The organism is Vibrio sp. V38_P2S17PM301 (assembly GCF_009904845.1).
In the GTDB taxonomy this organism is placed as follows: domain Bacteria; phylum Pseudomonadota; class Gammaproteobacteria; order Enterobacterales; family Vibrionaceae; genus Vibrio; species Vibrio proteolyticus.
Window position 1 is genome coordinate 21,043 of the sequence record NZ_WXWO01000016.1, and the last position, 26,628, is coordinate 47,670.

The 26,628-nt window shown below is 49.3% G+C and carries 22 protein-coding genes; 7 read left to right on the forward strand and 15 right to left on the reverse strand.

Annotated features, from left to right (window positions below):
• Positions 1 to 134: 134 nt before the first annotated feature.
• A complete protein-coding gene (locus CAG64_RS03445; RefSeq protein ID WP_021703492.1) occupies positions 135 to 779 on the reverse strand; it encodes a DsbA family oxidoreductase in 645 nt (214 codons plus the stop codon).
• 100 nt (positions 780 to 879) lie between these two features.
• On the opposite strand from CAG64_RS03445, the gene CAG64_RS03450 reads away from it, so the two are divergent.
• Positions 880 to 1,269 carry a winged helix-turn-helix transcriptional regulator gene (locus CAG64_RS03450; protein WP_161457659.1) on the forward strand — a complete coding sequence of 130 codons (390 nt, stop codon included), beginning with the start codon at positions 880 to 882 and terminating at the stop codon, positions 1,267 to 1,269.
• Between the two features lie 6 nt (positions 1,270 to 1,275).
• Here the strand turns inward: CAG64_RS03450 and CAG64_RS03455 are convergent, their stop codons facing one another.
• The 7 genes from CAG64_RS03455 to CAG64_RS03485 all read right to left on the reverse strand — a co-directional run bounded on the left by CAG64_RS03455 (position 1,276) and on the right by CAG64_RS03485 (position 10,627).
• Positions 1,276 to 2,595, reverse strand: a complete 1,320-nt coding sequence (locus CAG64_RS03455) for a ferredoxin reductase family protein (RefSeq protein ID WP_161457658.1) — start codon at positions 2,593 to 2,595, stop codon at positions 1,276 to 1,278.
• 145 nt (positions 2,596 to 2,740) lie between these two features.
• Complete coding sequence (gene pdxY, locus CAG64_RS03460; protein WP_161457657.1) at positions 2,741 to 3,595, reverse strand: pyridoxal kinase PdxY; 855 nt, start codon at positions 3,593 to 3,595, stop codon at positions 2,741 to 2,743.
• A gap of 151 nt (positions 3,596 to 3,746) precedes the next feature.
• Complete coding sequence (locus CAG64_RS03465) at positions 3,747 to 5,219, reverse strand: C69 family dipeptidase (RefSeq protein WP_161452465.1); 1,473 nt, start codon at positions 5,217 to 5,219, stop codon at positions 3,747 to 3,749.
• 176 nt (positions 5,220 to 5,395) lie between these two features.
• The gene (locus CAG64_RS03470) at positions 5,396 to 6,256 is read right to left on the reverse strand and encodes a patatin-like phospholipase family protein (RefSeq protein ID WP_161457656.1); all 861 of its coding nucleotides are present in this window, start codon (positions 6,254 to 6,256) and stop codon (positions 5,396 to 5,398) included.
• A gap of 67 nt (positions 6,257 to 6,323) precedes the next feature.
• Entirely contained in the window at positions 6,324 to 8,003 is a 1,680-nt protein-coding gene (locus CAG64_RS03475; RefSeq protein ID WP_161457655.1) for a ShlB/FhaC/HecB family hemolysin secretion/activation protein, read from the reverse strand.
• A gap of 117 nt (positions 8,004 to 8,120) precedes the next feature.
• Complete coding sequence (locus CAG64_RS03480; protein WP_161457654.1) at positions 8,121 to 9,491, reverse strand: collagen-like triple helix repeat-containing protein; 1,371 nt, start codon at positions 9,489 to 9,491, stop codon at positions 8,121 to 8,123.
• Between the two features lie 185 nt (positions 9,492 to 9,676).
• On the reverse strand, positions 9,677 to 10,627 hold the full coding sequence (locus CAG64_RS03485; RefSeq protein ID WP_161452472.1) for a LysR family transcriptional regulator: 951 nt from the start codon (positions 10,625 to 10,627) through the stop codon (positions 9,677 to 9,679).
• A 103-nt stretch (positions 10,628 to 10,730) separates the two neighbouring features.
• Between CAG64_RS03485 and CAG64_RS03490 the strand changes: the two genes are divergently transcribed.
• From CAG64_RS03490 to CAG64_RS23745, 3 genes are all read left to right on the forward strand, one after another.
• The gene (locus CAG64_RS03490; protein ID WP_021703501.1) at positions 10,731 to 12,074 is read left to right on the forward strand and encodes an MATE family efflux transporter; all 1,344 of its coding nucleotides are present in this window, start codon (positions 10,731 to 10,733) and stop codon (positions 12,072 to 12,074) included.
• A gap of 10 nt (positions 12,075 to 12,084) precedes the next feature.
• On the forward strand, positions 12,085 to 12,582 hold the full coding sequence (locus CAG64_RS03495; protein ID WP_237668162.1) for a hypothetical protein: 498 nt from the start codon (positions 12,085 to 12,087) through the stop codon (positions 12,580 to 12,582).
• 123 nt (positions 12,583 to 12,705) lie between these two features.
• Positions 12,706 to 14,523: an ATP-binding protein gene (locus CAG64_RS23745; RefSeq protein WP_161457653.1), complete on the forward strand. Its 1,818-nt coding sequence runs from the start codon at positions 12,706 to 12,708 to the stop codon at positions 14,521 to 14,523.
• A 68-nt stretch (positions 14,524 to 14,591) separates the two neighbouring features.
• On the opposite strand, the gene CAG64_RS03505 is transcribed toward CAG64_RS23745, so the two are convergent.
• The 3 genes from CAG64_RS03505 to hrpA form a co-directional block, all read right to left on the reverse strand.
• Positions 14,592 to 15,281, reverse strand: coding sequence for a toxin-antitoxin system YwqK family antitoxin (locus CAG64_RS03505; protein ID WP_021703504.1), 690 nt, complete (start codon positions 15,279 to 15,281; stop codon positions 14,592 to 14,594).
• Positions 15,282 to 15,547: 266 nt separating this feature from the next.
• Complete coding sequence (locus CAG64_RS03510) at positions 15,548 to 16,018, reverse strand: outer membrane beta-barrel protein (RefSeq protein ID WP_021703505.1); 471 nt, start codon at positions 16,016 to 16,018, stop codon at positions 15,548 to 15,550.
• Positions 16,019 to 16,134: 116 nt separating this feature from the next.
• Positions 16,135 to 20,079, reverse strand: coding sequence for an ATP-dependent RNA helicase HrpA (gene hrpA, locus CAG64_RS03515; RefSeq protein WP_161457652.1), 3,945 nt, complete (start codon positions 20,077 to 20,079; stop codon positions 16,135 to 16,137).
• A 200-nt stretch (positions 20,080 to 20,279) separates the two neighbouring features.
• On the opposite strand from hrpA, the gene CAG64_RS03520 reads away from it, so the two are divergent.
• Positions 20,280 to 20,867, forward strand: a complete 588-nt coding sequence (locus CAG64_RS03520; RefSeq protein ID WP_021703507.1) for an FMN-dependent NADH-azoreductase — start codon at positions 20,280 to 20,282, stop codon at positions 20,865 to 20,867.
• A gap of 146 nt (positions 20,868 to 21,013) precedes the next feature.
• On the opposite strand, the gene CAG64_RS03525 is transcribed toward CAG64_RS03520, so the two are convergent.
• Together CAG64_RS03525 and CAG64_RS03530 are read right to left on the reverse strand one after the other, a co-directional pair.
• Positions 21,014 to 21,262 (reverse strand): hypothetical protein, encoded by a 249-nt coding sequence (locus tag CAG64_RS03525; protein WP_161457651.1) that lies wholly within the window; start codon positions 21,260 to 21,262, stop codon positions 21,014 to 21,016.
• 147 nt (positions 21,263 to 21,409) lie between these two features.
• Entirely contained in the window at positions 21,410 to 22,732 is a 1,323-nt protein-coding gene (locus CAG64_RS03530) for a MipA/OmpV family protein (protein ID WP_161457650.1), read from the reverse strand.
• Positions 22,733 to 22,993: 261 nt separating this feature from the next.
• On the opposite strand from CAG64_RS03530, the gene CAG64_RS03535 reads away from it, so the two are divergent.
• On the forward strand, positions 22,994 to 23,335 hold the full coding sequence (locus CAG64_RS03535) for a hypothetical protein (protein ID WP_040902118.1): 342 nt from the start codon (positions 22,994 to 22,996) through the stop codon (positions 23,333 to 23,335).
• Positions 23,336 to 23,444: 109 nt separating this feature from the next.
• Entirely contained in the window at positions 23,445 to 23,903 is a 459-nt protein-coding gene (locus tag CAG64_RS03540) for a tellurite resistance TerB family protein (RefSeq protein WP_161457649.1), read from the forward strand.
• 236 nt (positions 23,904 to 24,139) lie between these two features.
• On the opposite strand, the gene CAG64_RS03545 is transcribed toward CAG64_RS03540, so the two are convergent.
• Positions 24,140 to 24,670, reverse strand: coding sequence for a 3'-5' exonuclease (locus CAG64_RS03545; protein ID WP_021703512.1), 531 nt, complete (start codon positions 24,668 to 24,670; stop codon positions 24,140 to 24,142).
• A gap of 81 nt (positions 24,671 to 24,751) precedes the next feature.
• Positions 24,752 to 26,293 carry a sensor domain-containing diguanylate cyclase gene (locus tag CAG64_RS03550; RefSeq protein ID WP_021703513.1) on the reverse strand — a complete coding sequence of 514 codons (1,542 nt, stop codon included), beginning with the start codon at positions 26,291 to 26,293 and terminating at the stop codon, positions 24,752 to 24,754.
• Positions 26,294 to 26,628: the final 335 nt, after the last annotated feature.

Genomic DNA, 26,628 nt, shown 5'->3' on the forward strand with positions numbered 1-26,628 from the left:
AAAAAAGAATATTGACAGCTCAGTGACAACAATAATAACAGGATTTATTATCACGTAATTCAGGGGAAATCCAATAGTGACCTAATACCCTACGCCACCACCCAAAAGCCGACCGTCTGGCCGGCGATCGCCATTTACTCTTCGAGTAGTTCCGTCAAAATTTGTTTGTAGACCTCAACCGGCTGAGCACCGCTGATCGCACTGCTGCGATTGAACACCACAGTCGGAACAGACGTAATGCCAAGCTCACGCCAGCTCTGTGCGTTCCCTTCGACAGCCGCTCTTACTGCGACATCGTCCAGCCTCTGCATTGCGTCATCGGCATTGAGCCCCACCGCCTGAAGTTCCCTGACTAGGGTTTCACGATCGGCAACATTTTTGCGCTCGGCAAAAAAGGCGTTGAATAAACGCAGTTTGAGCTCCGTTTGTTTGCCCTGTTCTTTAGCGTACTGCAATAAGATGTGTGCTTCGCGGGTATCGTACGTGCGCATCTCTTCAAAATAATCGAACTGAAATCCTACCTCGGCGCCCAAACGTGTCAGGTTCTCTCGGGCCTGTACGCTTTCCTGCGCTGTGGTACCGTATTTTTTCGCCAGGTGTTCACGCAGGTTTTCACCCTCTGGTGGTAGATGCGGATTGAGTTCAAACGGTTGCCACTCGATGGAGATTTGCTCTTCGATGCCGAGCTCCTGAATTGCCTGCTCCAGGCGCTTGTAGCCGATGATGCACCAAGGGCACACTACGTCCGAAACAATATCGAGCTGAATTTTATTCGCCATACTTTACCTTACTTAGGGGCTATGTGGTTTATTATGGTAACCTTTACGTTAGTTTCAACCAGTTTACTTTTTGTAACCTGAAAATCAGGAACCCAACAGCATGAAAAGTGACATCCAGGTCGACAGTCTCGGGCGAAAATCTGTCGTTAACGCCTGTAGCGAGCCCTGTGCCATTGAGAAGGGAATGCGTCTGATTGGCGGTAAATGGAAAGGATCAATCATCTATCACCTTAAAGACGGACCGGTTCGGTTTAACGATATGGCTCGAATGCTCGGTGGTGCGAGTAAAAAGATGGTGGATCAAAGGCTTAAAGAGCTGGAAAGTGAAGGGATGGTGCTGCGTAAAGTCATCAGTGAACGCCCTATCGCCGTCAGCTACGAGCTGACCGACTTCGGGCGCAGTGCACTGAAAATTCTCGATGATCTGCGTGTCTGGTCCGAAGCCCATCAAATCAAAATTCGCCAGTCCAACCAGCATCGCGATGGCTGATCGCGTTTAGCGCATTTCAAACAACTCATAGTGGAAACGACGAGCGTCAAACCCTTGTTCTTGCAAGCCTCGGCGCAGTGAATCTGCAAACATCGCCGGGCCGCAAAACCACACATTGCGCTTGAGCAATCCCGACACTTCCCGCTGCAATCGCTCTGCGGTCAGACGAGCATCGCTCCGGCTGTCGAGCACGCGTAACGTCACATTCGCCAGACGCGCACTGTGATGCAATTCCTCAATCAAGCTCTGATCCGGACACGCAGTGCAGTAGTACATGATGGTCGGATAACTCGATGGATGATTCACTCGCTCCTCAAGAATAGATTTAAATGCGGCAATACCTACCCCTCCGGCAATCCACAAAGCCGGCCCTTCATCAGTGAAGGCAAAATCACCATACGGGCCTTCAACCCTCACTTCGTCACCAGCGCTCAGGCGACCATTCAAACCGCAGGTGAAATCCCCCAGCGCTTTGATCATAAACTGCAACTGATGCGAACCGTCATCATAAGACGCAATAGTAAATGGGTGTGCTTCATGTCCCTGGCAGCGCAAATAGGCAAACTGTCCGCTTTGATGCCCTTTCCATTCGGGAACATCAATCACCAAGTGGGTCACCTTATTACACTCATGGTAAGTCACTTCACGCACTATGCCTGGGTACCGGCGCGCCCTGCCAATGCGATTGCTCAGGCTCCAGAGTGCCGCGAGCACGCCCACCAGACACATTCCAATCACAAGCAACGCTACGGGCTCTTGCCAGTAGTTTCGCTTAATCAATACGACGGAGTGAAAACCGATCGCGAGAAAGCATACCGCCATCAATTTATGAGACCACTTGAATCCTTTGTATTTAACGATTTTGCTGAGTGAGATAAGCGCCAGTACCAACAGCAGGTAAAACGCCAGCTCTCCGACCGATTTAGCCTCGCTGTGCCAGGGAGCCACCAGCGCGAACCAGGAATCAGGGTCTGGCGGGATATGATTTTTAACGGGTTTGCTGAGTAGCCCCCACGATACAAGGTATTTAGGGACTTTGATGATAAGCCAGTGCACAATCGCGGTGGTGACAGCGCCAATCCCTAACCATTTGTGCAAGCGATACGACTTGTCCAGGCCATGCGTCAACTTCTCAACCCAGGGCAGACGCAACGCAAGCAACATGACCATCACCATCAGCGTGACTGACAGTATGCCACTCAGTTGGATCAGTGCGGCCCGAACCTGAAAGAAACTTCCCGAGATCAGAACGGCACTGTCAGCCGACCACCAAAACGCCGTCACCATCAACAGCACCGCCGCGGCTAAACCATAAAGTTTACGCATGTTCACCACTCCACAAATTCAGACACCATTATCGTATAACGTGCTGCGTAAAATGGCGTCAAAGGTCAGTAAAGGTATGTAAAGTCGTTTAAGGAAAGCAGCGTTGGAAATACGGAGCGATCAATCCGCCCCGTTCAGAGGAAAATCAGACGGCCTGTGCGTCAAAACGTTCACGTGGCTCAACCAATTCCTGCTGCGCCGCAATAGTCTGAAGCTCCCACTCACCACGTTGGTGTGTCTCTTTCAACACGGCGTAACAGGCGTTATGCGCATGTTCAAATGCCTGCTTAGGAGACAATCCTTTTAACAACGCCCCGGTAAACAACGCAGAGATCAAATCGCCAACACCCACCGGTTGCTTATCAAATGGCAGATGCGGACGCTGAGCAATAAAGCACCCTTCTTGCGTGGCAAGCATCATAGTGAATTGCTGCTCGGAAACCGAGTGTAAATGCTTCACCAGTACCACGCTTGGCCCCTTTTCAAGTGCTTTACGACACGCCGTCACCGCATCATCAAGATGACGGATCTCCATATCAACAAACTGACTCAGTTCAAACTGATTCGGCACAATCACATCGGCCATCGGCATAACATCATTAATCAGGTGTTCTGCAATGCCCGGTGCCACTATGCACCCTTTATCGGGCGCTCCCATAACCGGATCACACACGTAAAGCGCATCGGGGTTGGCGGCTTTTACTTGCTTGACCGTATCCATAATCGCCAGACACTGCTCTGCACTCCCCTGATAACCAGAGAGTACGGCCAGACAATGCTCTAACTGACCGATGTTCTGCATCCCATTCACCAGGGTATTAATGTCTTGCGCCGAGAACGCCTGTCCGGTCCAGCCTTGCTGGTATTGAGTGTGATTGGAAAATTGAACCGTGTGGATTGGCCACACTTCGAAACCCATGCGTTGTAACGGAAAGACGGCGGAACTGTTGCCCGCGTGACCGTAAACCACATGCGACTGGATTGAGAGAATGCCTTTCATCGAAGCGCCTAACTGTATTCGTAAAGGTCAGTACTTTACTCTCTGGCACGCAATAATCGTAGTGCTTTTGATGAAATCGTTATTTTCATTTATTGAGGCGTGAGATGGATCAGGTTCAACCCGACAAGCCCGCGGGCTGAACCCTAGACAGCTATAAGCTCATAATTTTCTTGAACTCTTCTTCGGAATATTTCTTCTCGGTACTTTTGGTCATGTCGGTCAGCATTTTGTAGCGTAACTCAGTCGCAAGCGACAAGGTGCGCTGCAATTGTCCAAACGAGTAATCCGCCGCCATGCTCATGGCTGCCTGCTTGTCTGTACGGTAGAGTGATTTTAAAGTCATATCCAGATTACTGACCTGTTGATACAGCTTGGTTTCCTCTTCACCCCAGGTGCGGTGTAGCATAGGCAGATATTTGTCCGGATTAGCAGAGGCCAACGCCGTCAGGCTACGAAACTGCCAATAGGCCGATTGATCAGAATATGTGTCACTGCCCACCTGGTAAGCATGCGGATAATTGTGCAAGGTGGAATACAGAGGCACCAACACCGACTCCGGCAGGACACCAAAACTCTGCCAAATCAACCCCTGCAACTCTTGTGGCATCTCTTTACGCAGTTGGATGACGTGCGATTCAAGCTGGCGCTCTACGCGCATTGGCCGCTCAGCCTTACCTTCCAGTTCCGTCCCCTGATAAGTGGCACTCAAGACATCCGCTACCGCAGCTACCGAGATTTTCTTATCCGGTTTCATGAAGAGCGGATACTGCGATTGACGGGGTAACTGAGTGCGGGAGGTTGTGAGCATCTTCTGACCCAGCCACTCGCGATCAGTGTTGTACACGTCGCCAACGACACCAAATGCCTTGGCAAAATTGAATGACTTGGCATCCGGATTTTTCAGTAACTGATGTTGCTTCACAAACGCCAACAAACCTTTCGAATGCAGGACATCGGCGCCGTTGAGATCAACACCGTGTACACGCAGACCATTTGCAATCATGGCGTAACTGTCATCCGGCACCTTTACTGCTATCCAGTGGTGGCCCGAGCCAATTTCAAACAGCCACGCCTGATCCACATCCGCGATGTACAGGCTGTTGCCTTCACCTGCGCCAAACTCTTCGATATATCCCCCGAGTAAGACCACCGCTTCCCGAGCTGTTTTAGCCTGAGGTAGGATCAAGCTTGGAATCACGGCTTCGATAACACCATTTTCAACCAACGGATCAGCTTTTTGTGCGCGCTCATTTACCTCGGCACTGGTGGTCGCAGAAATGGCGACATTAAACTGGTTGATGCCCCGCTCTTCATAGTATTTACCCGCGCTGTCGACGGTGTTCGCATCCCAGTCAGGAATGGCAGAATAGGCATAGAATGTTTCCGGCATAGGGACAGTCAGCCCATTGCCCAATGTCCAGTTTCCCGGCTCATTTTGCTGTGCGGGGCGGTAAACCAGATATTTATTCCAGTTATTCACCCCGAAATCTTCATTGCGGGCAATCATAATGCTGCCGTCCGCCGATGCCCCTTTACCCACAATCAGCCCGGTGCAGGCGATCGCGTTCGCACTAAGTGCTGCCGTTACCGCAGCAGAAAGTAAACTCACAGACCATTTCTTCATTGTTGCTCTCCATAAGCTGGATTAACTTTGAATGTTTATTCAATGAGTGTTGTGTATGCGATTGATTATGTAGTTATTTTTGGTAAGTAACGTGAGAGAGTCTAACCAGTCAGGAAAGGAACGGCTGGAAGAACGATCACATCACCAGCCGATAAATTGATAACAAGCATTTTAGATTAAAAACTGTGAGCGCTATTCCACGTCTTGATTGCCGCTTTACCGGCTTCGACACCGTTTTGATACGCCTGTTGTAGGGATTTAGTATCACGGCTCAACCTTTTGAGCTGGAAACTATCCGGCGGACATATCTGCACGATCTCCACACCGTGAGGCGGATTTTCGATGAGCTCCACGGCTTGGTTGTAGCGAATGTCCCGTGTCAACATCGGTTCAATTAAAGCAGGGGTATGACGCAGTAAATGACGCATCAAACCGGGAAATTTCGCTGGAGACTTGCGATATGCCGACGGACGGCTACGCAGCACCATAATCCGCTTGGCTCCCCGACGAATGGCTTCAGCAACCGGAATCGCATCAGCAACGCCACCGTCAACGTACGGCACGCCGCCGAGTAACACTCCGCGACGGTAAGCGATTGGTACAGCGCTGCTGGCTTTCATCGTTTCAGCCAGCAACGCAAGCTCCGGCGTGTGGTACTCTGCAGCGCCCGTATCCTGCCGCGTTACTCCCAGAAAAAACGGCCGCGACTCCTGTTTGAGGGTATGCATGTCTATCCCCAGCTCGGCCAGAGTCACCGTCCACATCCAGTCCAGATCCATTAAATCACCACCGCGCAGAAACTGCCCGGGGCGGACAAATTCACGGCGACAACTGTAGTCGGTATAAATTTTCAGGTTTCGCCCCGGCATATTGGCCAGATAGGCCGCAAGATTACTGGCGCCAGCCGATACTCCCCAAAAACTGTCAAACGGAGAAAAATCCTGCGCTAAGAAGCTATCCAGCACGCCACACGAGAAAACACCTCGCATCGCGCCGCCTTCCACGATGAGTGTATTTGGGCCAATTTGCTGTGTCATTTGAGTTCCGAATCCGTAGAGTCAAGACACTAGCCTACCGCAAATACCACGGCTAACCAATTCTCGTTCACAGTTTCCAGCTAAAACGTACGTTGTAAACGTCTGATTTTTCGCCGGTATTAATATTGTCATCACCAAACGGCACAGCGTATTCAAGCGCTATATTAAAATCGCTGCCACGCCCGAGTTCTACCCCCAGCGCATAAGAACTTAAATCATGCTCCAGCGGCAGTGTATTGAATTCAGTGTGCGCCGTATCCACCACCACATATGGTTTAATAAAATAACGGTTAAGCCCATAGTTATAGAGCAGCTTTAATTCCGCCCCGTAGCCTTTATCGCCCTCAGCCTGACCTTCCGGATACCCACGGCCATAGAATTGACCGCCATACGTCACACGCTCCGAACTGACCAGTTCATCATCGGTGTAAACACCGTTGGCTTTTACGATTGCGCTCAAGTCTTGAAGAATTTGATAAGACGACGCCAGGCTGGCTTCAAATATCGTGAAGTCCATGTCCTGACTCAACTGGCGGGTTCCGTTACTGTCGGAAATATCGTTGCGACGCCCACCCAGATCCACCCCTTGTTTGACCCGTACATCACCAAACAAAGAGAGCGACTGCCATTTGCGATAGTAGTTCGTGTTGAGCGCCAGTGACGAATATCGGGTATGCTGGCGAGTCTTACCTAACATGGTGTTCAGGTAAGACAACTCGTAGTCATTTTTCTCGTCAGTATGATAAATACCACCACCCACTTTCCAGCGCTGATTGACGGTCAACCAGATCGGGTATTCGAGAGTATATTGATAGCGGTCACGCGTTTTATCCTGATCCACATCGACATACAGGTTTCCTACCGGCAAACGGCTGTCAGACGTGTCTTCATAGCGGCTCCACTGGAACCGTCCAACCAAACCAGAATCCAACCAGTTATTGTCCATTCCCACGGCATAATAACGTTCGTCATCCCCATCCAACGGGACCAACCCCGAAACACTGAACTGCTCAAAGAAGCCATTCAACGATTTCAACTTCAAAGACACGTATAAGTTGTCGTCGTCATGCTCCTGCTTGCTGAACGACACACCAGGTTCGACCCATTCTCGTTCTTTCACTTCAACGCGAATAGAGGTCGCACCCGACAAAGTTTTTGGCCTCGGTAAACCAATGTTGAACGTATAGCCCGGGATCTGCCCAAGCAAGAGCACTGCCCGCTCCAGTGTATCTCGGGTTAACGGCTTTTCGTTTTTCAACGGAGCCAAGATTGCATTCACGCGCTGACGAATGCTGTCCTGCTCTATCTGCACTTCTTCACGTGCAATGTGTCCTTCGATCAAGGTAATGGTCAATTGACCATCCGCAGAAAAACCCTTTTTGGTGACTGTCGCAAACGAGAGCGGATAACCTTTGTCCTGAAACAACTGGGTGATCGCCTGCACCGTAGTGGTCACCAGCTCAACCGAATACGCCTGATTAATCAGCGGGCTCACTTGCTGACTGAGTTCATCCAGACCAATCACCGTGCCACCCGCAAAATGAATGGAGCGTATGACCTGAGCTTGTTCGGTCGCAACCGGGGATTCGACGGGTTCGATATCTAGCTGAGTTTTGGAAACTCCGACTGCATCGGGGATGGATTTAGGTTGGGTAATCAGAGGGGGGTCTTTGGCCTGGCTAACACCACTGACACCAAAGAAGAGCGCCGGTGCGGCCAGCACGGCAACAATATTCGATTTCTTCATTCACGCTCCCTGCGAAAAAGGTAACATGAGGCAGCCCTAGAGTGCTGCCAACATGTTACCGGACTCCCTCACTACGCGTTTACCGCGCCAGCGAGCCACTTCTTGTCATTCTTATCCTTACAACAGCTTACCAAGCAATGGATCCAGTACCTGGTTGTCAACGCTGTCGAGTAAGCCTGCTTCTTCCGTTTCAGACTCGGTTTGCAGTACCGAATTCAGTGTTTCGTTGAGCACACTGGTTTGTTCACTGTCACCCAACAGAGAATCATTCACTCCGTTCAATAGATCAGCTGTGTTATCCACCAAACCGGAAGACTCTCCCGACTCCGTACCGAGTGTTGTTGTTCCAGCCACCAGACTGGACGTCACTTGTGAAATGGTATCCCCCCCCAGCGCATCGGTATTGAGCACATCACCACTGAGCAACCCGGATGTGTTCAAGAGTGATCCCAGATCCTGTGTCAATATGGTCTGGTTACCATCCACTTCGGTCAGCACACCCGTAACGGACGCCAGTGTCGAATCGCCGTCCAACACCTGCTGACCATCAAGTGAGCCGGTATTAGATAGTTGAGTGTCTAAGGTAGATAAAGTGCTGGTCAGAATGCTGTTTGTATTGTCTGAAGATTCATCCATCACCAAGGCAGTCAATCCATTGTCACCGATAAACACGGTCCCCAACCCGTCCACATAACCTTCCGGATTGGACAGCAGGGCCTGAGTCCCCTCAACCAGATTGTTTCCGGTCAGGAATACAAACTGAGGGCCATTTTCTTGCAGATCATCCGTGTCCTGAAACAAGACTAGCGCATTGCCTTTCAGATCTATCATTCCGTTCGTTTCTGTCACCAATGGTGCCGTCACCGCAGACAACGTCGCCGCAAGGTTATACAAACCACCATTTTCATCTGCCACATGGAACTGCAGCGTATCGCCAACCTGTTCCAACGTGCCACCCAGTTCAGAAACTGTGCCGCCTGCGTAAGTCAGGATACCGGTTTGGTCGTTCAGTTGCACAAAGACCGGTAACGCATCTAACTGAGCAATGGCATCACCGGCGGACACCACCATGGTTCCGGTTTGTGCCAGAGCGCCAGTGGCTCCTTCAAGTGTGGTGTTAAGGTAATTTCCGTCAAGCGAAGCGGGATCCAGTGGCAAGCCACTGCCTAGTTCTGTTACCACCCCCCCAAGGTTCACCAACACGTCGCCGGAACCTGTCGTTATCGAATCGGCATAATCCGGCAGATCGCCCTGACTAATCACGTTGCCAACATCTGTCACCAAATTACCGTCTTCTTCAGCCACATCATCATTGACGTTATTGTCATCTTGTTTCGCATCATCATCCGTTGCAGAGGCGACGCTGTTTACATCGGAGCCACCACCGCCACCAGATGCAGAACCGGATCCGGAACCACTGCAGCCAGCGACGGAGAGAAACAGCGTGAGCAGTAGTGCCACGCCAGTTAATGAGGTTGAATTATCCATTGCTTGTTCTCCTTGCGCACACATGAACCGATCGAATCCCTAACCGCCCTCAGGTTGGGCTTCATCAGTTTTTGGTCATTGCAAAGGTAAGCTAGGAGGCGATGGAACGAGTATCAAATATTAATGAGATGAATATTAATTAGCAGTTGGCGTGCCAGACGCCCGGGAGGTTATTGGTCTCGGTCTCAACTCCCTATCACCCCTTGCCATTGGTGGCGCTGAGCCAGCTGATTCAATATTTCAATATCGCGTTGCGTTTCGCTCTGTAGCCAAAGCAACAAGTCGTCGATCACCGGTGAAGGTTGGCGGTAGTGACAAAAGTATCGCCAGGCACTGTATTCGACATGGGTTCCTTCCGGACATTGTAAATACCCTTCATGTAATTCCGGCAAAACCAGCAATAAATCAGTCACCGTCACCCCTTGCCCGGACAAACACGCACTGAGTGCCAGGTCCAACGTGTAGAAGGTAGTCTCGCGGACCCGACTCGCTTTTCCTGCCTGGTTTTTCTCCAGCCACAATCGCCAGTCTTCATGATCTAAGGTTGAGTGGAGGCGCGGCAAAGTTAATATCGAATCGGTGTTGAACGTATCATCCAGTAAACTGGACGCACACACCGGTGCCATATACTCTTCGCGCAAAAAAATCATCCCAGGCTCTTTGCCATAACGATCTTTTAGCCGGGTGCTGAAAATCAGCAAATCATAATCGCTGGAATGAAGGCTGGACTCTTCGTCAATCGTCGGCACTATCACGATTTCATGATCCGGATAACGGTCATTCAAAATTCGCACTTTGGGCATTAAAACACGAGTCGTATAACTCAACGCGGCTTTTATGACGATGCGCTTTCGCTGTGGCGCTTTCCAGGACGCCACCAACGTTTCAACGGCCTGATAGTTCTTGCGCAAAGTGTTGCTTAATGCCAACCCTTGTTCGGTCAATGTGATAGCGCGATGTTTACGCACGACTAAAGATGCGCCCAGATCATCCTCAAGTTGCTTAACCTGGCGACTGACCGCACTCTGAGTTACGTTCAGCTCATTAGCAGCAAGAGTAAAACTCATCAGCCTGGCAACCGCCTCAAACGCTTTTAGTCCATTGTGTGAATAGGGAAGATTCGGATACGGTGTCATTCGTTTTTTCACATGAGTTTAAGGAATACCAGATTGGCATAAAAGTCATTTGAACACCAGCCCGTAAGCCCTTACCTTTACCTCAAACAATAATGAGGCTGTTATGAAAAAAATTCTGTCGCTGGCATTTCCACTGATTATCTCGCAAATGATCTCCATGGCTCTGGTGCTGACTGATGTGTGGATGATGTCCAAACTGAGTGTGTCAGCACTCGCGGCTGGCGGCCTCGGCGCATCTATTTACTCATTCGTGTTTATTGTCGCAGGCAGTACTGTCGGTTGTGTCGCTAACCTGATCGCCATCGCGTATGGTCAGCGAATTGCACGCCCGGAGTTTGGTAACCAACAAATACGTCTGGCAGTGAAAGGCGCCGTGTTGCTTTCCGTCATTCTCACTGTTCTTCTGACGATCAGTTTTTTGTACGTACCAAACTTACTGGCGCTAGCGCATCAGCCTGACGCCATCATTGATTCAGCGATGATTTACGTTAATGCCTTGAAATGGGCTATGTTGCCCTCGCTGTTACTTCTGGTATTGCGCGGGCTCACCAGCGCGTTGGGAAATGTGCGCTCGATTATGGTGATGTCGGTACTGACGGTGATCCTCAACGTTCCAATCAGCTACGTGCTGGCATTTCCTCTCGGTTTGGGGCTCAGTGGCCTCGGGGCAGGAACTACCCTGGCCGCACTGACGGTAATGATCGGATACGCAGTTTGGGTATTTAAGCGTCCCGAATACCAACAATTTGCCCCATGGCGAAATGTTAACGAGTATTCATTGTCATTGATGACTCCTCTGCTCACCATGGGGCTTCCGATCGCTCTGGCGGCACTGCTGGAGCATGGGCTGATCTACGGTGGCACACTCATGGCAGGCGCCATCGGTGTGGTGGCTTTAGCGTTGCACCAAATTCTCCTGCAATGTCTGAGTTTTACCTGGAATATCAATTTTGGTTTTTCTCAGGCCGCAGCCATACTGGTTGGTCGCGACTTTGGCGCAGAAGATTATGCCGGTATCAAACAAACCGCCTCACGCAGTTTCTGGCTGGTAACCGTTATGAGCGTGGTCATGGCGGGCGCCTTTATTGCCTGGCCAAACGTGATTGCTGATATGTTCCAGCTTGATCAGGGTGAAGGCGGTATGACTGAACTGCTGTACGCGGTGATCTGGGTGGTCGCTCTGTCGTTCATCGTCGATGCCTGGCAGCTTCTCGCAATCAACCTGTTGCGTGGTATGAAGATTGTCATCGCCCCCACAGTAATGACCGCCATCGGTTATTGGGTATTCGGCCTTCCTGCTGCCTGGTGGCTAATGGAGCGCTATGGTTTGGGCGGCATCTGGGCCGGAATCGGAGTCGGATTGGGCGTCACCGGCATTTTGTTGCTCTTCCTGCTAATGAAGGCCATTCGTAAACAAAGTTACACCCTAGACAGCATCACCGTTTAAGTATTGAAACATGACGAAGTCTGCTACCATTCGCCCGGGTATTGTATGCGGGCGAATGGGCATGACCGATCTCGACATTGAACTTGAACATATTCTGCTGGAGATCCGAGCGGAACGCTGGAACCAGCTCGACCGTTTCCTGTTCCCCTACTTCTGTTTTCGTGAAGGTTACCTGACCAAACAGGGTAAACCAGACTGGGAGGCCGCACGTGCTCAGTCTCCGCGCTCGTCAAAAATTATGCAGGTGAAACACGCTTGCCTGGAGCCCTTGCTTCCCAATGAGGCCTTGATCGGAGAGCTGAAACGTCATACCCGAGATGGCAACCTGAGTCTTGCGAGCCTCAAACGAATTCTCGCTACCGCCCTGCAATATGCAGTCATCAGTAAAGAGGAAAAACAAGCCTTAAGCTCGCTTGGTTTGGCTGATGCTATGCCCCCAGAATGGTACCGCTCCGCAGAACGGACCATCCATGCCCGATTTGACGCCGCTAACATCAAGATTAACTAGTCTATACCGTCTCACTTTCTAGACCTTTTGGATTATTTATCCCTTGGGGTTGCCTTCCTTGCTGGCATTTTATTGATAAAAGACTAGATTAAAAAGTGCAACCGCATTCACTGCATTCACTCGGTGAGTACGGCCAACTGGAAGGCGTTGTTCCAGGCCTGTTTAGTCCGTACCGACATGACGTATCGTCACCGTCAGAGCACTCAGGTCAGGACATCATTAAAAGGTGTTTCCGTCATGTTTGGCTCTAAATTTATGAATCGCACGCTGATTATATTCTGCCTCACAGTGCTGTGGATTCTCCTCTTCGCCCAATCCCCCTGGATCTCCGACAGCGAGATTCAAACATTGTTTGGCTATTTGGCGGGAGCATTAAATTCAGGACTTCACCGCCTGACATCGCTGTTTATGCTGGAACATTTCGATGCTCAACAAGCGTATACCGCCGTCACCACGGATAATGACAAAACGATTCATGATGTTTGGGTGTCCATCAGCCAGTGGTTCAGTGTGCTATTTGCCGGACTGGTCGACGCGTTTCATAAACTGGCAAATAGTATCTCACTCGGTGCTCGTCAGTTATCCGAATACCTTGCTCACCTGACATCCCCGTCAGAATTAACCCCCCATCAGGCGGATATTCCTCCCCATCAGCACAGCATATTGCAAACCTGGTGGACCTTACCTTTCTTCTGCATTGGGATTGGTTTCCTCTATCTGACCAGTCAACGCCGGGTTAATACCTTGTCACGCATCAATGCCCAACTTAAAGCGGCGCTGGCCAAAGCCGAGGCGGCATCAAAAACCAGCCTGCAGTTTCTGGCCAATATGAGTCATGAGTTACGAACCCCGATGAACGGTGTGTTAGGGGTCTCTCAACTGGTGGAGCAGGAAACCAGTGAACTCAGTACACGAGAAAACATGCGCGTAATCCAGAGCACCGGTGACCATCTGATCACTATCGTGAACGACATCCTCGACTTCACCAAAGCGGAAAACCATAAGCTGACGCTCGAATCCACGCCGTTTACCCTGGATCAGGTCATCACACCGGTGAATGCCGCCATGACGCCTGTGGCCATGAATAAAAATCTTTGCCTGCTGATCCGTAACGATGTACCGGATTCGATCACCTTCACAGGCGATAGCACCCGACTGCGTCAAATTATTTTTAATTTGGTCGGTAACGCCGTCAAATTCACCAAACAGGGGCACGTCATGCTGCAGGCAAAACTGCTGAACGATGACGCGCACTCGCTGCAAATTACCGTTACCGATACCGGGATTGGTATCGCAGAAGAAAAACTGGACGCAATTTTCCACAGCTATCAGCAAGCGTCGTCATCAACGACCCGCGAATTCGGGGGAACAGGTCTGGGACTGGCAATCGCCAAGCGCCTGACCGAGTTAATGGATGGAGAAATAACAGTGAAAAGTACCGAAGGACTGGGATCCAGCTTTGTCATCACGATGCCGCTGCCTTTTGAAACTGAGGCTCGCGCGGGTATGGCGGCAAACTTCAATGAAACCAAGCGTTATCATGGTCGTCCGCTACGGATCCTGATTGCCGAAGACAACCGTCTGAACGGGCTGATCGCCCAAGGATTCTGTCAGCGACTGGGCCACCGAGCGGATCTGGCTGAAAATGGTCGACAAGCGGCTGATATGGCAAGAGACATCGGTTACGACGTTATTCTGATGGACAACAACATGCCGGAAATGGATGGTGTACAGACCACTCGTTACATCCGAGAACAGCTGCAGTTATCGATGCCCATCTTTGCGTACACCGCAGATGTTTATGAAGATACACTCAGCGACTTCATGCAAGCTGGCGCCGACCATATTCTTGCTAAACCGCTGCAAATGCACTGCTTTGACGAAGCGTTGAGTCAGTTCGCCGACCGATTTGATCAGGATCGCAAAGCGTCGGGTTCCTGAATTGAACCAAAACAAAAGGCGATGCCAGTGCGCATCGCCTTTTGCGTTTTCTCCACACCAGCATGTGGTTAAGAATCGCTGTTCATCCACTCTTGCTGTGAGACAACTTTGTGATCTTTCAGCGTCACTTCGACCGCTTTTTGCCCTTGAGAGTTGAATCCGGTGACTTTGCCATCAGCCAGTTTGCCTTTAACGTACTTAGCTTCAAACGATTTTTTGCCGTTTGGATAAAAACGATCAACCACGCCATTCTTTTCACCATCTTTAAATTCACCGGCAAAACGTTTTTCTCCGTTGTCGTACCAAAGCGTCACTTTCCCATCAACCTTGCCCTTTTGATAGCTCATATCGGCAATTTTTTGACCGTTATACGCCCATTCCTGATACTGGCCATTCAGTTGATCTGAGGTGTAATTCGCCTGTTTCGCCATCTGCCCATTGTCATACCAGGTTTGTGCCTGACCATTAAGCTGCCCACCCTGGTAATGGACTTTAGATGACACCTGGCCATTACTGTACCAAGCCGTTTCTATGCCTGTTTCTTTGCCTTTGACGAAGTTTGCCTGAATGGCATTCTGACCGTTATCAAATTTCTGTAACAAGGTTCCGGTGAATGGCTCCTGGTGATTCACCTGATAAGCCAACCCATGACGAATCTGGACATAATTGACCGTATCGCCCTGAGATTGTTGCTCTGCAGCGTATGCACCGCCAGAAACCATTAAAACCGCTAATGCTATTGGAGTCAGTTTGTTCATAGTCGCACCTACTTTAAGGGAGTGAAAAACGGTCGGTGCTCAGAAGTTAAAATAGAGTCTAAAAATCAGATTGTAAGTGTTAGAAATGAAAGTTTGGTTTACAAAAACGCAACGAAACTTTTTCATTAACTCACAGTCATTTTATTATTTACCAATATTTACAATGAGTTAAAAAGAAGAGGAAGGCCATTTAGCACACAACAGATGGTAAAAAGCCCGTGTCACAGACACGGGCTTGCGTAAATTAATTCTGGCCGATTGGCGAATTACAAGAAGTTCAGAGACGCCGTTAGGTTGAATGAACCAATATCGTCTTTTGACACTTCGTAACTGGTGTAGCTTGCACCCAGAGACAGCGGACCAAATACAGCGTAATCCGCACCGATACCCCACATAAAGTCGTAATCGTCGTCGTCACCCGCTTTTGAACTCATGTCCCACTTATGTACACCACCTTTGGCGTAAACCTGAAGTGGGCCAAAGTTAATGCTTGGCTTCGCTGCTACGTAAACGTTGTCAAAAGAAGTGTCGTTTTTATTGAAGTCATCAAAACGGTTGTAACCGGCTTCAATACCAATAAACGGTAAGATACCTGTACCTACGTGTACGTTGTATGCAGTACCGTCAGAACCATTGAAGTCTGCAGTACCCACTGATGCACCACCGTAAATCCATGAGTCAGCAGAAGCTGAAGCTGAAGCACCCAGCAGAGCTAGCGCCAGTAGAGTTTTTTTCATAGTTAACCTTCTTTAGTTATCGTGGCAAGGCCGCTAACGGCACCGCCTTGCCGCATTTCGTCACAATTATATTGCTGAGCTACCTTCATGCAAGTCCTGTGCCTGTGGCTGGACCACTAACATGCCTCAATCGCGTTTTTGACACGTTTATCAGAAACAGGATACGGGGTTCCGAGTTGCTGAGCGAAGTAGCTGACTCGTAACTCTTCAATCATCCAGCGAATTTCCTTCACTTCTTCCGGAATCGCCATGCCTTTCGGAATTTTATTGAGCAACTCTTTATAGTCACTACTGACTGATTCAATCTTCAACATGTGCAGTCGATCTTTGTTCGGATCGATCGGCAGTTTTTCCATCCGACGCTCAATGGCTCGCATGTAGCGCAAAATATCCGGCAGACGTTGCCAACCGCACTCAGTCGCGAATCCTTTAAAGATAAGCCCTTCAATTTGCGCTTTGATGTCAGACAAGGCAAACGCCATCGAAAAATCTATCTTACCTTTCAACTTCTTGTTGATGTTGAACGCCGTGGTCAGAATGGTTTCCACCTGTTTAGCGATGTCCACCACCGTATCTCCCAGTTCAGCCCGGACATGCTCTTTCAACGCCTCAAACTGAGCTGGCTCCCACACCAAACCACCCTGCTCCTGGATGAGCTTATCAACACCACAAGCAATGCAGTCATCAATCAAGTCGAGCACTTTGCCATACGGGTTGAAGTAAAGCCCCAGCTTGGACTTATTAGGCAAGTTGGCGTGCAGATACTTAATTGGCGAAGGAACGTTAAGCAGAATCAAACGACGCTGCCCCTGACGCATCGCGGCATGCTGCTCCTGCTCAGTCTCAAATAGCTTGATTTCAACACTGTCTTTACCATCGACCAGCGCCGGGAACGCTTTGACATCATAGCCGCCCCGTTTTTGCTGATACACTTTCGGCAACTCACCAAAACTCCAGGTATGCAGGCCTTGCTGCTCAATGTCGTCATCGGCCACTTTCGATAAGGTTTCCTGAACTTTATCTTTCAGACTCTCTTTAAGTTCATGCAGATCTTTGTGTTCCTTCAGTTTGCGATTGCGGTGATCCACCGCGCGGAACGTGACTTTCAAGTGCTCTGGCACCTGATCGAGATTCCAGTCTTCACGCAACACTTCAACTCCCGTCATGCGGCGCAGTTCTTTTTCCAACGCGTCCAACAACGGGGCCTCCATCGGAGTCACACGGGCAAGAAATGCATCGGCATAGTTTGGGGCCGGAACAAAGTTCTTACGCAGCGTTTTCGGCAAGGCTTTGATTAAAGAAACCACCAGTTCATGGCGCAACCCCGGGATTTGCCAGTCAAAACCCGCCGGTTCAACCTGATTAAGGATCGGCAATGGCACATGTACAGTGACACCGTCACTATCATCACCCGGTTCAAACTGATAACTCAGCTTAAGTTTCAATCCATTTTGGTACCAGAAGTTCGGATAATCGAGATCAGTCACATGGCTGGCATCGCCTTTAAACAGCATCTCTTTTTCGAAATTCAGCAACTCTGGTGTGTCTTTGGCGACGTGCTTCCACCAGGTATCAAAATGACGACCGGACACCACTTCCGTCCCAACACGTTGGTCGTAGAAATCAAACAGCTCATCGTCATCGACCAGGATGTCCCGGCGGCGGGATTTATGCTCCAGCTCTTCCACTTCCTGCAGCAACTTGCGGTTTTGTTTGAAAAAGGCGTGTTTGGTTTCCCACTCCCCTTCAACCAGTGCGCTGCGAATGAAAATTTCACGACTGACCGTGCTGTCGATGTTGCCATAGTTCACTACACGCTTTGGTACGATTGGAATGCCGTACAGCGTGACTTTTTCATGCGCCATCACCGCGGCACGTTTCTTCGACCAATGCGGCTCACTGTAACTGCGCTTAATCAGGTGTTTTGCCAGCGGTTCAATCCACTCCGGCTGAATCTTAGCAATGACGCGCCCCCACAGTTTAGAGGTTTCCACCAGCTCAGCCGACATCACCCATTTCGGCTGCTTCTTAAATAATCCGGACGCCGGGAAGATATGGAAACGGGCATTCCGCGCTCCCTGATACTCATTCTTCTCCTGATCTTTCATACCGATGTGCGACAACAACCCAACCAAGATCGCACTGTGCACACCGTGATAGCTTGCTGGCTCATCATTGAGTTTGAACTCCATTTCTCGCATCGATTGATGGATTTGGAAATAGACATCCTGCCACTCACGGATACGCAGGTAGTTGAGATAATCTTGCTTACACTGTTTACGGAACTGATTACCCGTCAACGCTTTCTGCTGCTTCTGCACGTACTCCCACAAATTCACAAACGTCAGAAAGTCCGATTCTTCATGGAAGAAACGGCGATGCTTATCATCTGACGACTGCTGTTTGTCGCTCGGACGTTCACGGGGATCCTGAATCGACAACGCCGATGCAATGATCATCACCTCTTTGAGAGCACCATATTTAGGAGCTTCGAGTACCATACGCGCCAATCGAGGGTCGATAGGCAAACGCGCCAGTTGACGGCCCGTTGCCGTTAGACGTTTTTTCGGATCTTTGGCATTTTCATTGATAGCCCCCAGTTCTTCGAGCAGGCGGACACCATCCTGAATGTTGCGTTTATCCGGCGCTTCAACAAATGGGAATGCCTGAATATCCCCCAGACCAAGCGCAGTCATCTGCAAAATAACCGAGGCCAGATTGGTACGCAGAATTTCTGGATCGGTAAACTCTGGGCGTGATTCGAAATCCTCCTCCGAATACAAACGGATACAGATACCTTCTTCCACACGTCCACAGCGACCTTTACGCTGGTTGGCGCTCGCCTGCGATATCGGCTCAATCGGCAAACGCTGTACCTTGGTCCGGTAGCTGTATCGACTGATCCGGGCCGTACCCGGGTCAATCACATATTTTATGCCCGGCACCGTCAGTGACGTTTCCGCCACGTTCGTTGCCAGCACAATGCGACGACCGGTATGCGGCTGGAAAATTTTGTTCTGTTCACCTGCGGATAGTCGTGCATACAACGGCACAATTTCGGTCGACTTGAGATTGCGTTTACTCAACGCATCCGCCGTATCACGAATTTCTCGCTCACCATTCATGAAGATCAGAATATCGCCCAGGCCTTCATCGCACAGCTCGTCAACGGCTTCAAAAATGCCTTCTAACTGGTCGCGGTCCCCATCGTCATCCCCTCTTAACGGGCGGTAACGGGTTTCAACCGGATAAGTTCGGCCGGACACTTCAATGATTGGTGCATCGTTGAAATGTTTTGAAAATCGCTCTGGATCGATGGTCGCCGATGTGATGATGATCTTCAGATCAGGACGACGTGGCAGCAGCTCTTTGAGGTAGCCGAGAATAAAATCGATATTCAGACTGCGCTCGTGCGCCTCATCAATGATGATGGTGTCATACTGATTCAGAAAACGGTCATGCTGGATTTCGGCCAACAAGATACCATCGGTCATCAGCTTAATTTGCGTATTGTCGGATATTTGGTCGTTAAAACGCACTTTATAGCCGACAAACTGACCCAGTTGCGTTTCCATCTCTTCCGCGATTCGGTTCGCGACTGAGCGGGCCGCCAGTCGACGTGGTTGGGTATGACCAATCAGGCCATATTTTCCGCGCCCCAACTCAGCACAGATTTTGGGTAGCTGCGTGGTTTTACCTGAGCCGGTTTCACCCGCGACGATCACCACCTGGTTTTCTTCGATGGCTTTCGCTATATCGGCCTTTTTCTGACTGACTGGCAAGATCGCCGGATAATCAATGGTCGGCTCAAATGCCGCACGCTGCTGGGCTTCCGCCATTGATTTGGCGATGTCCAACGCAATTTCATCCAGCACCGCATTACGCGATGCGTCTTTTTTAATTTTAGTGGCGCCGGAAATGCGTTTGCTCAAACGGAATCTGTCCCGCAGCATGCACTCATTCAGCGCCTTTCGCAGTGCCACCGGGCTATTTGTAGCCGCAGATACTGCATTTTGGTTTTCTGGCTGTGACGAAGTCAAAGCGTTTCCTATTCTTTTCATTACATAAAACTGCGCGGATTGTATCACAGCCACATCCCATATACTCAAGCCACTTGTTGAGGCGTAACCCGAACGATTTACTCCCTTTCTGTACTTGTTCTATTTTTTCGAACAAGTACAGCAAAATCCTCTACTTCAACCGTGGACGTAACGCTTTTAATATGTGCCCATACCGAGAAAGCACTACTGAGGAATTGAATATGTCTCGCATCCTAGCACTTAAATCCAGCATCCTGGGCGACTACTCACAGTCAAACAAACTGGTAGATGAGTTCATCAAAAATGTTGACCAAGAAAACCTGACCGTGCGCGACCTGGCAGCCAACCCTCTGCCGGTTCTGGATTTTGGTGTTGCGACCGCTTTGCGTGCAACCGAAGATCTGTCTGACGAACAACAGCATATTGTGGCTCTGTCTGACACACTGATCGAAGAAATCAAAGCCGCAGATACACTGGTTATCGCTGCGCCTATGTATAACTTTACTATCCCAACACAACTCAAAAACTGGATTGACCTGATTGCACGTGCCGGCGTGACATTCAAATACACCGAAGCGGGCGTTCAAGGTTTGATCGAAGGTAAAAAAGCGATTGTTGTCACTACACGTGGCGGAATCCATAAAGATTCACCAACCGATAATGTGACGCCGTACCTGCGCACGGTACTGGGTTTTGTCGGCATTACCGATGTAGAATTTGTGTACGCTGAAGCGTTGAACATGGGTGAAGAGCCTGCCAGTCAAGGGATTGCGGCTGCGAAATCCCAACTGGACGCATTACCAGTTTAAGATACAAAAAAGGGAGTTGGCGACACAACTCCCTGATTTTCTGTTCCACTGTCCTAAGTTAAGCATCCTTTTTTGACATTTTCAGGTAACTCTCTATTACCCGTTTTGGCGCCGCCTTATCAAGGACTGCGCCTTTTTTATCGCTGCTATTCAGTGAAAAAGAACGATTGATAGCCATTGAGAAATACATGGCAGGCGTGACCTTGCCCCTGAAACAACACCGCCGGACCGGGTGTTGGCGTGCGCCCTCTGGGTTTAGGCAAAATTTTTTCAATACGGTAATCCGTTTCCGTACACGTTACGGACAAACGCTCACGTTTGACGCCATCCAATTGCTCGTTGATGCATTCCACCTGAGCCATAAGGATGGATAAGTAGTTGTCTTTATTAGCCATAGACGTCGTTTATTTTTAAGTATTATTTATTAGTGAATAATAATACGACACCGACCGATTTCAATACTCCTAAAACATTATTTTATGAAATCTTACTGATATCATTTTGTTTTATATAGAAATCATATGATTTACATTCCGTGCGAATCAGAAATCATATTGGAGATACACTGTATTGTAGTTGCTGCCGCCTTTGATCCGACCAAACTGAGAGGCCTTTTCAAAAATGGCCGAGCGATGATGCAGCGAGTAACCAAACCACAGTTTTTTCAGCTCACGGTTATTGAACAGTTCGCCAACATTAACATCGAAGGAAAAGTCCAGATAATTCAATAGATGATTGGCGGTGTACCCTTTCCGCTCCATCTCGGATTGCTCAATGTAAGTGATGTTATCGATGTACGACAAACCTTCGGCAAACCCAAACCGCCAGGTGGTTGGCCATTCGAAGGTGTAATACGCTTTGATCGCCGCGACGTATTCCGTGCTGCTGCTTTGTACCGCTGACGACCAATGATGAACCAGGCCTGGCGTGAGGTAGATATCCAATGGCAGGCCAAACAATTCGTCTGTGAGCGGATGTCCGTAAAACACAGACGTCAGTTGGTTGTTGTACGGATCCTTTTCCCGATTAAACGAAAATATTTCCCCGATGTTGGAAGGCGTTCCCCAACCATGAGCCAGGCGCAGATAACGCTTGTTACTTAACGCCGATTTCGGCGCTTTGGTTTTGTCTCGGAAAAAACCGAATCCAACAAACAGTTCTCCCTGGGTTCTCTCTTCGACCGCTCGGCTGCGATAGGCCTCACTGTCGAGCACGGTAACACTCGCAGCGCCAAGCAGATACAGGTTAGAAGCCACATGATAGCGGGCATCAAAGCCAATATTGGCGTCAACACCAGGGCCAATCCGCTCGTTGGTGTACTCTGAAAAAGCGTAATAAGTACTGTTAAAATCGGCGTCCTTAACACGCACCGTCAACGCCGGGTTGATGTCCCAGTCACCGGATTCAAATTGTGCCGAGAGGCGCAGATTGCCATGAAAACGAAATTCGTCATCACTCATGATTTCAGTATCAAAAGACCATTGCTCATCCATTCGGTAACGTAACTGCGCACCAAAATCGACCGCGTCCCCTTGATTGGCGTTTTGTAAGGACGCCGGAATGTCGACAAAACGCAGCCGGGTCAGTGCCGAAATCCGCCATTCCTGCTCGGGTTCATTAAACAAAAGCAGCCCAGCCTCAATGCCATCAATGAACAGGTGCTCATTTTGAAAGAACATCATCGGTACGAATGTAGACACGCTCTGATCCCCGTCTCGCGTATCGTACGGAACCGTCGCCATCCGATACATGGCTGCGATCCCCCAGTCTTGCTCAGGGCTATCTTTCGCTAAGGCGGACACCGGTACAGAACACAGACCCACTAGCCAAGGGAACGTACGCCAGCTTGTTGGTTGAAATTTCATTATTATTGGCTCCTGATGCGAGTCAATCGCTTTGCAATCGCGCCAGTATAAATCAGCCCCATTTGGTCACAGACTGTAAAATCGTTCAAAAGTGTAACCAATTTTCTCGCACACAATGTGCAAGCAGGCCCATGAAACATCCAACGCTGGGGTCAGGAATAAAATGACATCACGCTGACGGTTTCCATGTAACAATAGCTTATGTTTTCCGTCTCTTAGCCGATACAATAGACAATAATCTTAAACTTGTTTGAAAACGCCGTGAAAGCATCAGAACTCAAGCACATTCTGTCGTCTCTACCAGATCATGACGATCCCGTAATTGTCACCGGAGAAGAGTGGCTGCCAGAGCAACTGGTTGACGCCCGCCGGGACGGAGAACTCCTGTTTCTCAATTTCGACAGTGCCCCCGAAGACATCCAGGGTGAAGAAGAAGGTCGTGGATTTGTTGAGCACGAGATCGATATGATCCACTTGCGTCTGAAAGAGATTCTCGACTCAGACAGCGACAGTCACACCAAGGCAGATGCGATGTTGGCGCTGCTGCTCGCCGCACATGAAAAAACCAGCTCAGAGGTGATTGAGCTGTTAGAAACGGATTAAAAAAGCGGGCCTTGGAAAAAACGCAGTAAATTTCTTTGTGTGGGAACTTGTGATCGTTTTTGTTGACCACTATGTAATTAGATACAGACAATCAAAAAGGCTCTATCCCATGTTTAATTCCATCGCCAGCGCATTTAAACAGTTTCTGGAAGGTGGCGATTTGAGCAATGCTCAAACGGCCAACCCCAACCTGGCCATTGCCTGCTTACTGTGTGAAGTGGCCGACGCAGACCATCAGGTCGACGATAGCGAACGCAACGCTAAACTGGCGTTGCTCAGCCGTCTGACGCAACAAAGCGAAGCAGACGCCAGCGCATTACTGACCGAAGCCGAACACCGGGTTCAACATTCTGCTTCTCTGTATGATTTTACTGACCAGCTCAGAGACATGAGCCAGGCGCAACGCTTTGAACTGGTCAAAGCCATGTGGGAAGTTGCTCACGCAGATGGTGAAATTGACCCGCTTGAGGATGCTTTGATACGCAAAACAGCCGAACTCCTCTACGTCAATCACAGTGAGTTTATTCGGGCCAAACTGGCGGTCACGGAGAAGAATCAGAACCAATAAAAAAAGTGCGTGTGTAACGCACTCTTTTATTTTTCGGCAGAAGGTTAATCTAGTCACAGCACCGGCAGTTGATGCCAGCGTGCAAAAAAGACCAGACCAAGAACCCAATTTGCCAGCCATAACGTTGTTAGTATTAATTCCATGACTCAATCTCTATTGAGTGACAGAAACAGTCTAATCACAACAGATGACAAAAATATATAAAACTAATTTCATTTAAATGACAACAAACATCATCACAACATGGTCAGGGCCAGTTTGGCTAAGTTGTAGGCATCTACATACCCGGAATGTTGGCGACCTTCCCACTCAATGCCCTTGGCTTCCTGCGCTGCCCGGTGGCCTATCCGCTTATCTTTCAGACGATGCTGAACCCGGTACAAGGTAGCCAGGTTAATGAACTCTTTGAACGGCACGTCCAGCCCTTTGCGCTGACACTCTTCAATCAGGATCAGATCGTCTCGTCCCCAGGACGCATAGATTTTGTTCGGCCCGCCAAAGTTTTTGACCATCGACTGTAGCACCGCCTTTAAAGGACGCCCCTGTTTATCGATTTTACGTGGGGAAATGCCCGTCAGCTCGGTACAGAATTCGGAAATCTGGTCGTGTTCTGGTTTAACGTAGTACTGAGCGCGTTTAACGATCTCGCCTTTTGCCAGATCGATTTCCGCCAGACCAACTTCAATGATTTCGCCCGTCGTGCCGACACCGTCTTCATTCCAGCAACACATTTCCAGATCAAAACAGACAATACGGTTATGATTCATCGTTCGCCTTATTCTATGCCCACGTAAAGTTAAAGCGCAGGATTCTACCTGAACTGAAGCCAAACATCGACCTACCTCAGTTTAACCGGGTGGAAAACCAGCGACAGTCACCCGGTTCCGCCCGTTCTCTTTGCTGACGTACAACTGTTCATCCGCTGCACGCAGAATTTGTTCGGCATCATGGTGTTGATGTACTGCGGCGCCAATACTCAGACTACAGATCACCGGGCCAACATCAGACATCAGCGCATTGCCATGCACCATTGCCCTCATCCCATTCATATAATGATGTAAACGACCGGGATCAATCTCACGTGAGATAATACAGAACTCGTCTCCCCCCATTCGCATAAATAAATCGTTGGGCTTTAACGCTTTTTCAATCAAACGTGACACATGGATCAGCATCTCATCTCCCACGATATGACCGTACTGATCATTGATTGACTTAAAGTGATCAATATCAAACGTCACCAAACTGAACGGCTTACGCGCTTTAATGTACTCTTCCAGAAATTGATTGAACGCACGGCGGTTAAACAAGCCGGTGAGGCTGTCGTGTTCCACCAGAAAACGCAACTCGGCAGTGCGCTCTTCCAGCATGACCGACAAACGCTGACGCTCTCGTGCCAGCAGGTGGACAATAAAGCCAAGCATAAACGCCATCAGTAATCCGCCAATGCCAACCGCCACTAACGCCAGTTGATCATGTCGGGTGTAAGGTTGCGGCATTTTGTAGTCAATAATCCAACGGCGATTTGGCAACTCCAGGGTTTTGCTGATTGCCGCACCTTTAACTTTGTCCCAGTTCGGGCTTTGAAACAGCACGGGTTCATCTTCCGAGTCATAGCCCATGTCGGTAACACGAATCAGCAAGTCCTGCTCTGACGCAGTTTTGTTCATCAAGTTGTTGAAGTACATGTCGACCAGAACCACACCGACAACAACTCCAATCAACGTTTTGTTGTGCTGTTGATCAAAGACTGGCAGATAAACCAGTAAGCCACGCTTTTCCAGATCAGCGTCCAGCCCGTCAGCCAGCAACCTTACTTTGTCCGAGACATTGGCCTGACGCGTCTCACGCATTGACTCCAGTACCAGCTCAAACCGCAGTTTGGTCGAATAGAACCCCAGCAACCCGATATTCACCGGAGTGCGTGGATAGATATCACTCATGACAAAGATGGGGGCCTGATTTTTCATCACGTAGCCGTAAGTCTTCTTACCGTCCTTTGGGATGGTGTAGAGACGATAATCAGGAAAGATCTTACGCGCTTTAGCGACATGGTCGTTAATCTCATGCACTTCCACTTTGGGCTGCCATTGCAACGTGATCAAACTTGGCGAGTTATTGATCAACTCATGCGCAAATACGCTGAACTGCCCCCAGTTTTCCGGAAAATTGGAATGGAAGAAGTTGGCGGCGGCCCCGATGTAGTTGATGTCATTCAACACAGAGCGCTGTAACGCATCCGTCTGACGTTGGGTGAGGTTTTCAAACACATGCAAGTTATCTTCACGCTGCTCGTAGTAGACGATCGCCATGGCGAGCAAGGTGACAACACTGGCAGAGAAGAAGGTGATGATTGAATAGGCTGAGCGACTTTTTCGATAAACTTTCATTACTTATTATAAATCGTCTGGAGCGATGTCTGGCTCGAATAAACCTGTCTAACAGCGTAGTCGAGCCACCTTAAGTGGCCCACTATTTATCTCATCTTTGAGAAAGAATGCTGCAGAATTTAGCTAAAAGACCGCCAAACACAGCCACTTATATTGAAAATATTCTTCAATGGATAAGGTCTCATTGAGCCATGAAATCGCTAAAATCAGAATACTTTTAATCAATTATCATCAATTAGACTTATTTTTTGGACAAAGATCTCACTCACTTCCTGTCTAAAAACCCGTCAATCAGAACGTTATTCCGCAATATGGGTTGTATTTCAACGAGCCAT

What these genes read in the sequence shown, in the direction of transcription:
- CAG64_RS03540 (WP_161457649.1), top strand. Translation starts at nt 23,445, where the DNA reads ATGTTTAATTCCATCGCCAGCGCATTTAAACAGTTTCTGGAAGGTGGC.
- CAG64_RS03510 (WP_021703505.1), bottom strand. Translation starts at nt 16,018, where the DNA reads ATGAAAAAAACTCTACTGGCGCTAGCTCTGCTGGGTGCTTCAGCTTCA.
- CAG64_RS03445 (WP_021703492.1), bottom strand. Translation starts at nt 779, where the DNA reads ATGGCGAATAAAATTCAGCTCGATATTGTTTCGGACGTAGTGTGCCCT.
- CAG64_RS03450 (WP_161457659.1), top strand. Translation starts at nt 880, where the DNA reads ATGAAAAGTGACATCCAGGTCGACAGTCTCGGGCGAAAATCTGTCGTT.
- CAG64_RS03530 (WP_161457650.1), bottom strand. Translation starts at nt 22,732, where the DNA reads ATGAAATTTCAACCAACAAGCTGGCGTACGTTCCCTTGGCTAGTGGGT.
- CAG64_RS03505 (WP_021703504.1), bottom strand. Translation starts at nt 15,281, where the DNA reads ATGAACAAACTGACTCCAATAGCATTAGCGGTTTTAATGGTTTCTGGC.
- pdxY (WP_161457657.1), bottom strand. Translation starts at nt 3,595, where the DNA reads ATGAAAGGCATTCTCTCAATCCAGTCGCATGTGGTTTACGGTCACGCG.
- CAG64_RS03545 (WP_021703512.1), bottom strand. Translation starts at nt 24,670, where the DNA reads ATGAATCATAACCGTATTGTCTGTTTTGATCTGGAAATGTGTTGCTGG.
- CAG64_RS03455 (WP_161457658.1), bottom strand. Translation starts at nt 2,595, where the DNA reads ATGCGTAAACTTTATGGTTTAGCCGCGGCGGTGCTGTTGATGGTGACG.
- CAG64_RS03470 (WP_161457656.1), bottom strand. Translation starts at nt 6,256, where the DNA reads ATGACACAGCAAATTGGCCCAAATACACTCATCGTGGAAGGCGGCGCG.
- CAG64_RS03480 (WP_161457654.1), bottom strand. Translation starts at nt 9,491, where the DNA reads ATGGATAATTCAACCTCATTAACTGGCGTGGCACTACTGCTCACGCTG.
- CAG64_RS03550 (WP_021703513.1), bottom strand. Translation starts at nt 26,293, where the DNA reads ATGAAAGTTTATCGAAAAAGTCGCTCAGCCTATTCAATCATCACCTTC.
- CAG64_RS03495 (WP_237668162.1), top strand. Translation starts at nt 12,085, where the DNA reads ATGACGAAGTCTGCTACCATTCGCCCGGGTATTGTATGCGGGCGAATG.
- CAG64_RS03490 (WP_021703501.1), top strand. Translation starts at nt 10,731, where the DNA reads ATGAAAAAAATTCTGTCGCTGGCATTTCCACTGATTATCTCGCAAATG.
- hrpA (WP_161457652.1), bottom strand. Translation starts at nt 20,079, where the DNA reads ATGAAAAGAATAGGAAACGCTTTGACTTCGTCACAGCCAGAAAACCAA.
- CAG64_RS03525 (WP_161457651.1), bottom strand. Translation starts at nt 21,262, where the DNA reads ATGGCTAATAAAGACAACTACTTATCCATCCTTATGGCTCAGGTGGAA.
- CAG64_RS03475 (WP_161457655.1), bottom strand. Translation starts at nt 8,003, where the DNA reads ATGAAGAAATCGAATATTGTTGCCGTGCTGGCCGCACCGGCGCTCTTC.
- CAG64_RS03465 (WP_161452465.1), bottom strand. Translation starts at nt 5,219, where the DNA reads ATGAAGAAATGGTCTGTGAGTTTACTTTCTGCTGCGGTAACGGCAGCA.
- CAG64_RS03520 (WP_021703507.1), top strand. Translation starts at nt 20,280, where the DNA reads ATGTCTCGCATCCTAGCACTTAAATCCAGCATCCTGGGCGACTACTCA.
- CAG64_RS03485 (WP_161452472.1), bottom strand. Translation starts at nt 10,627, where the DNA reads ATGACACCGTATCCGAATCTTCCCTATTCACACAATGGACTAAAAGCG.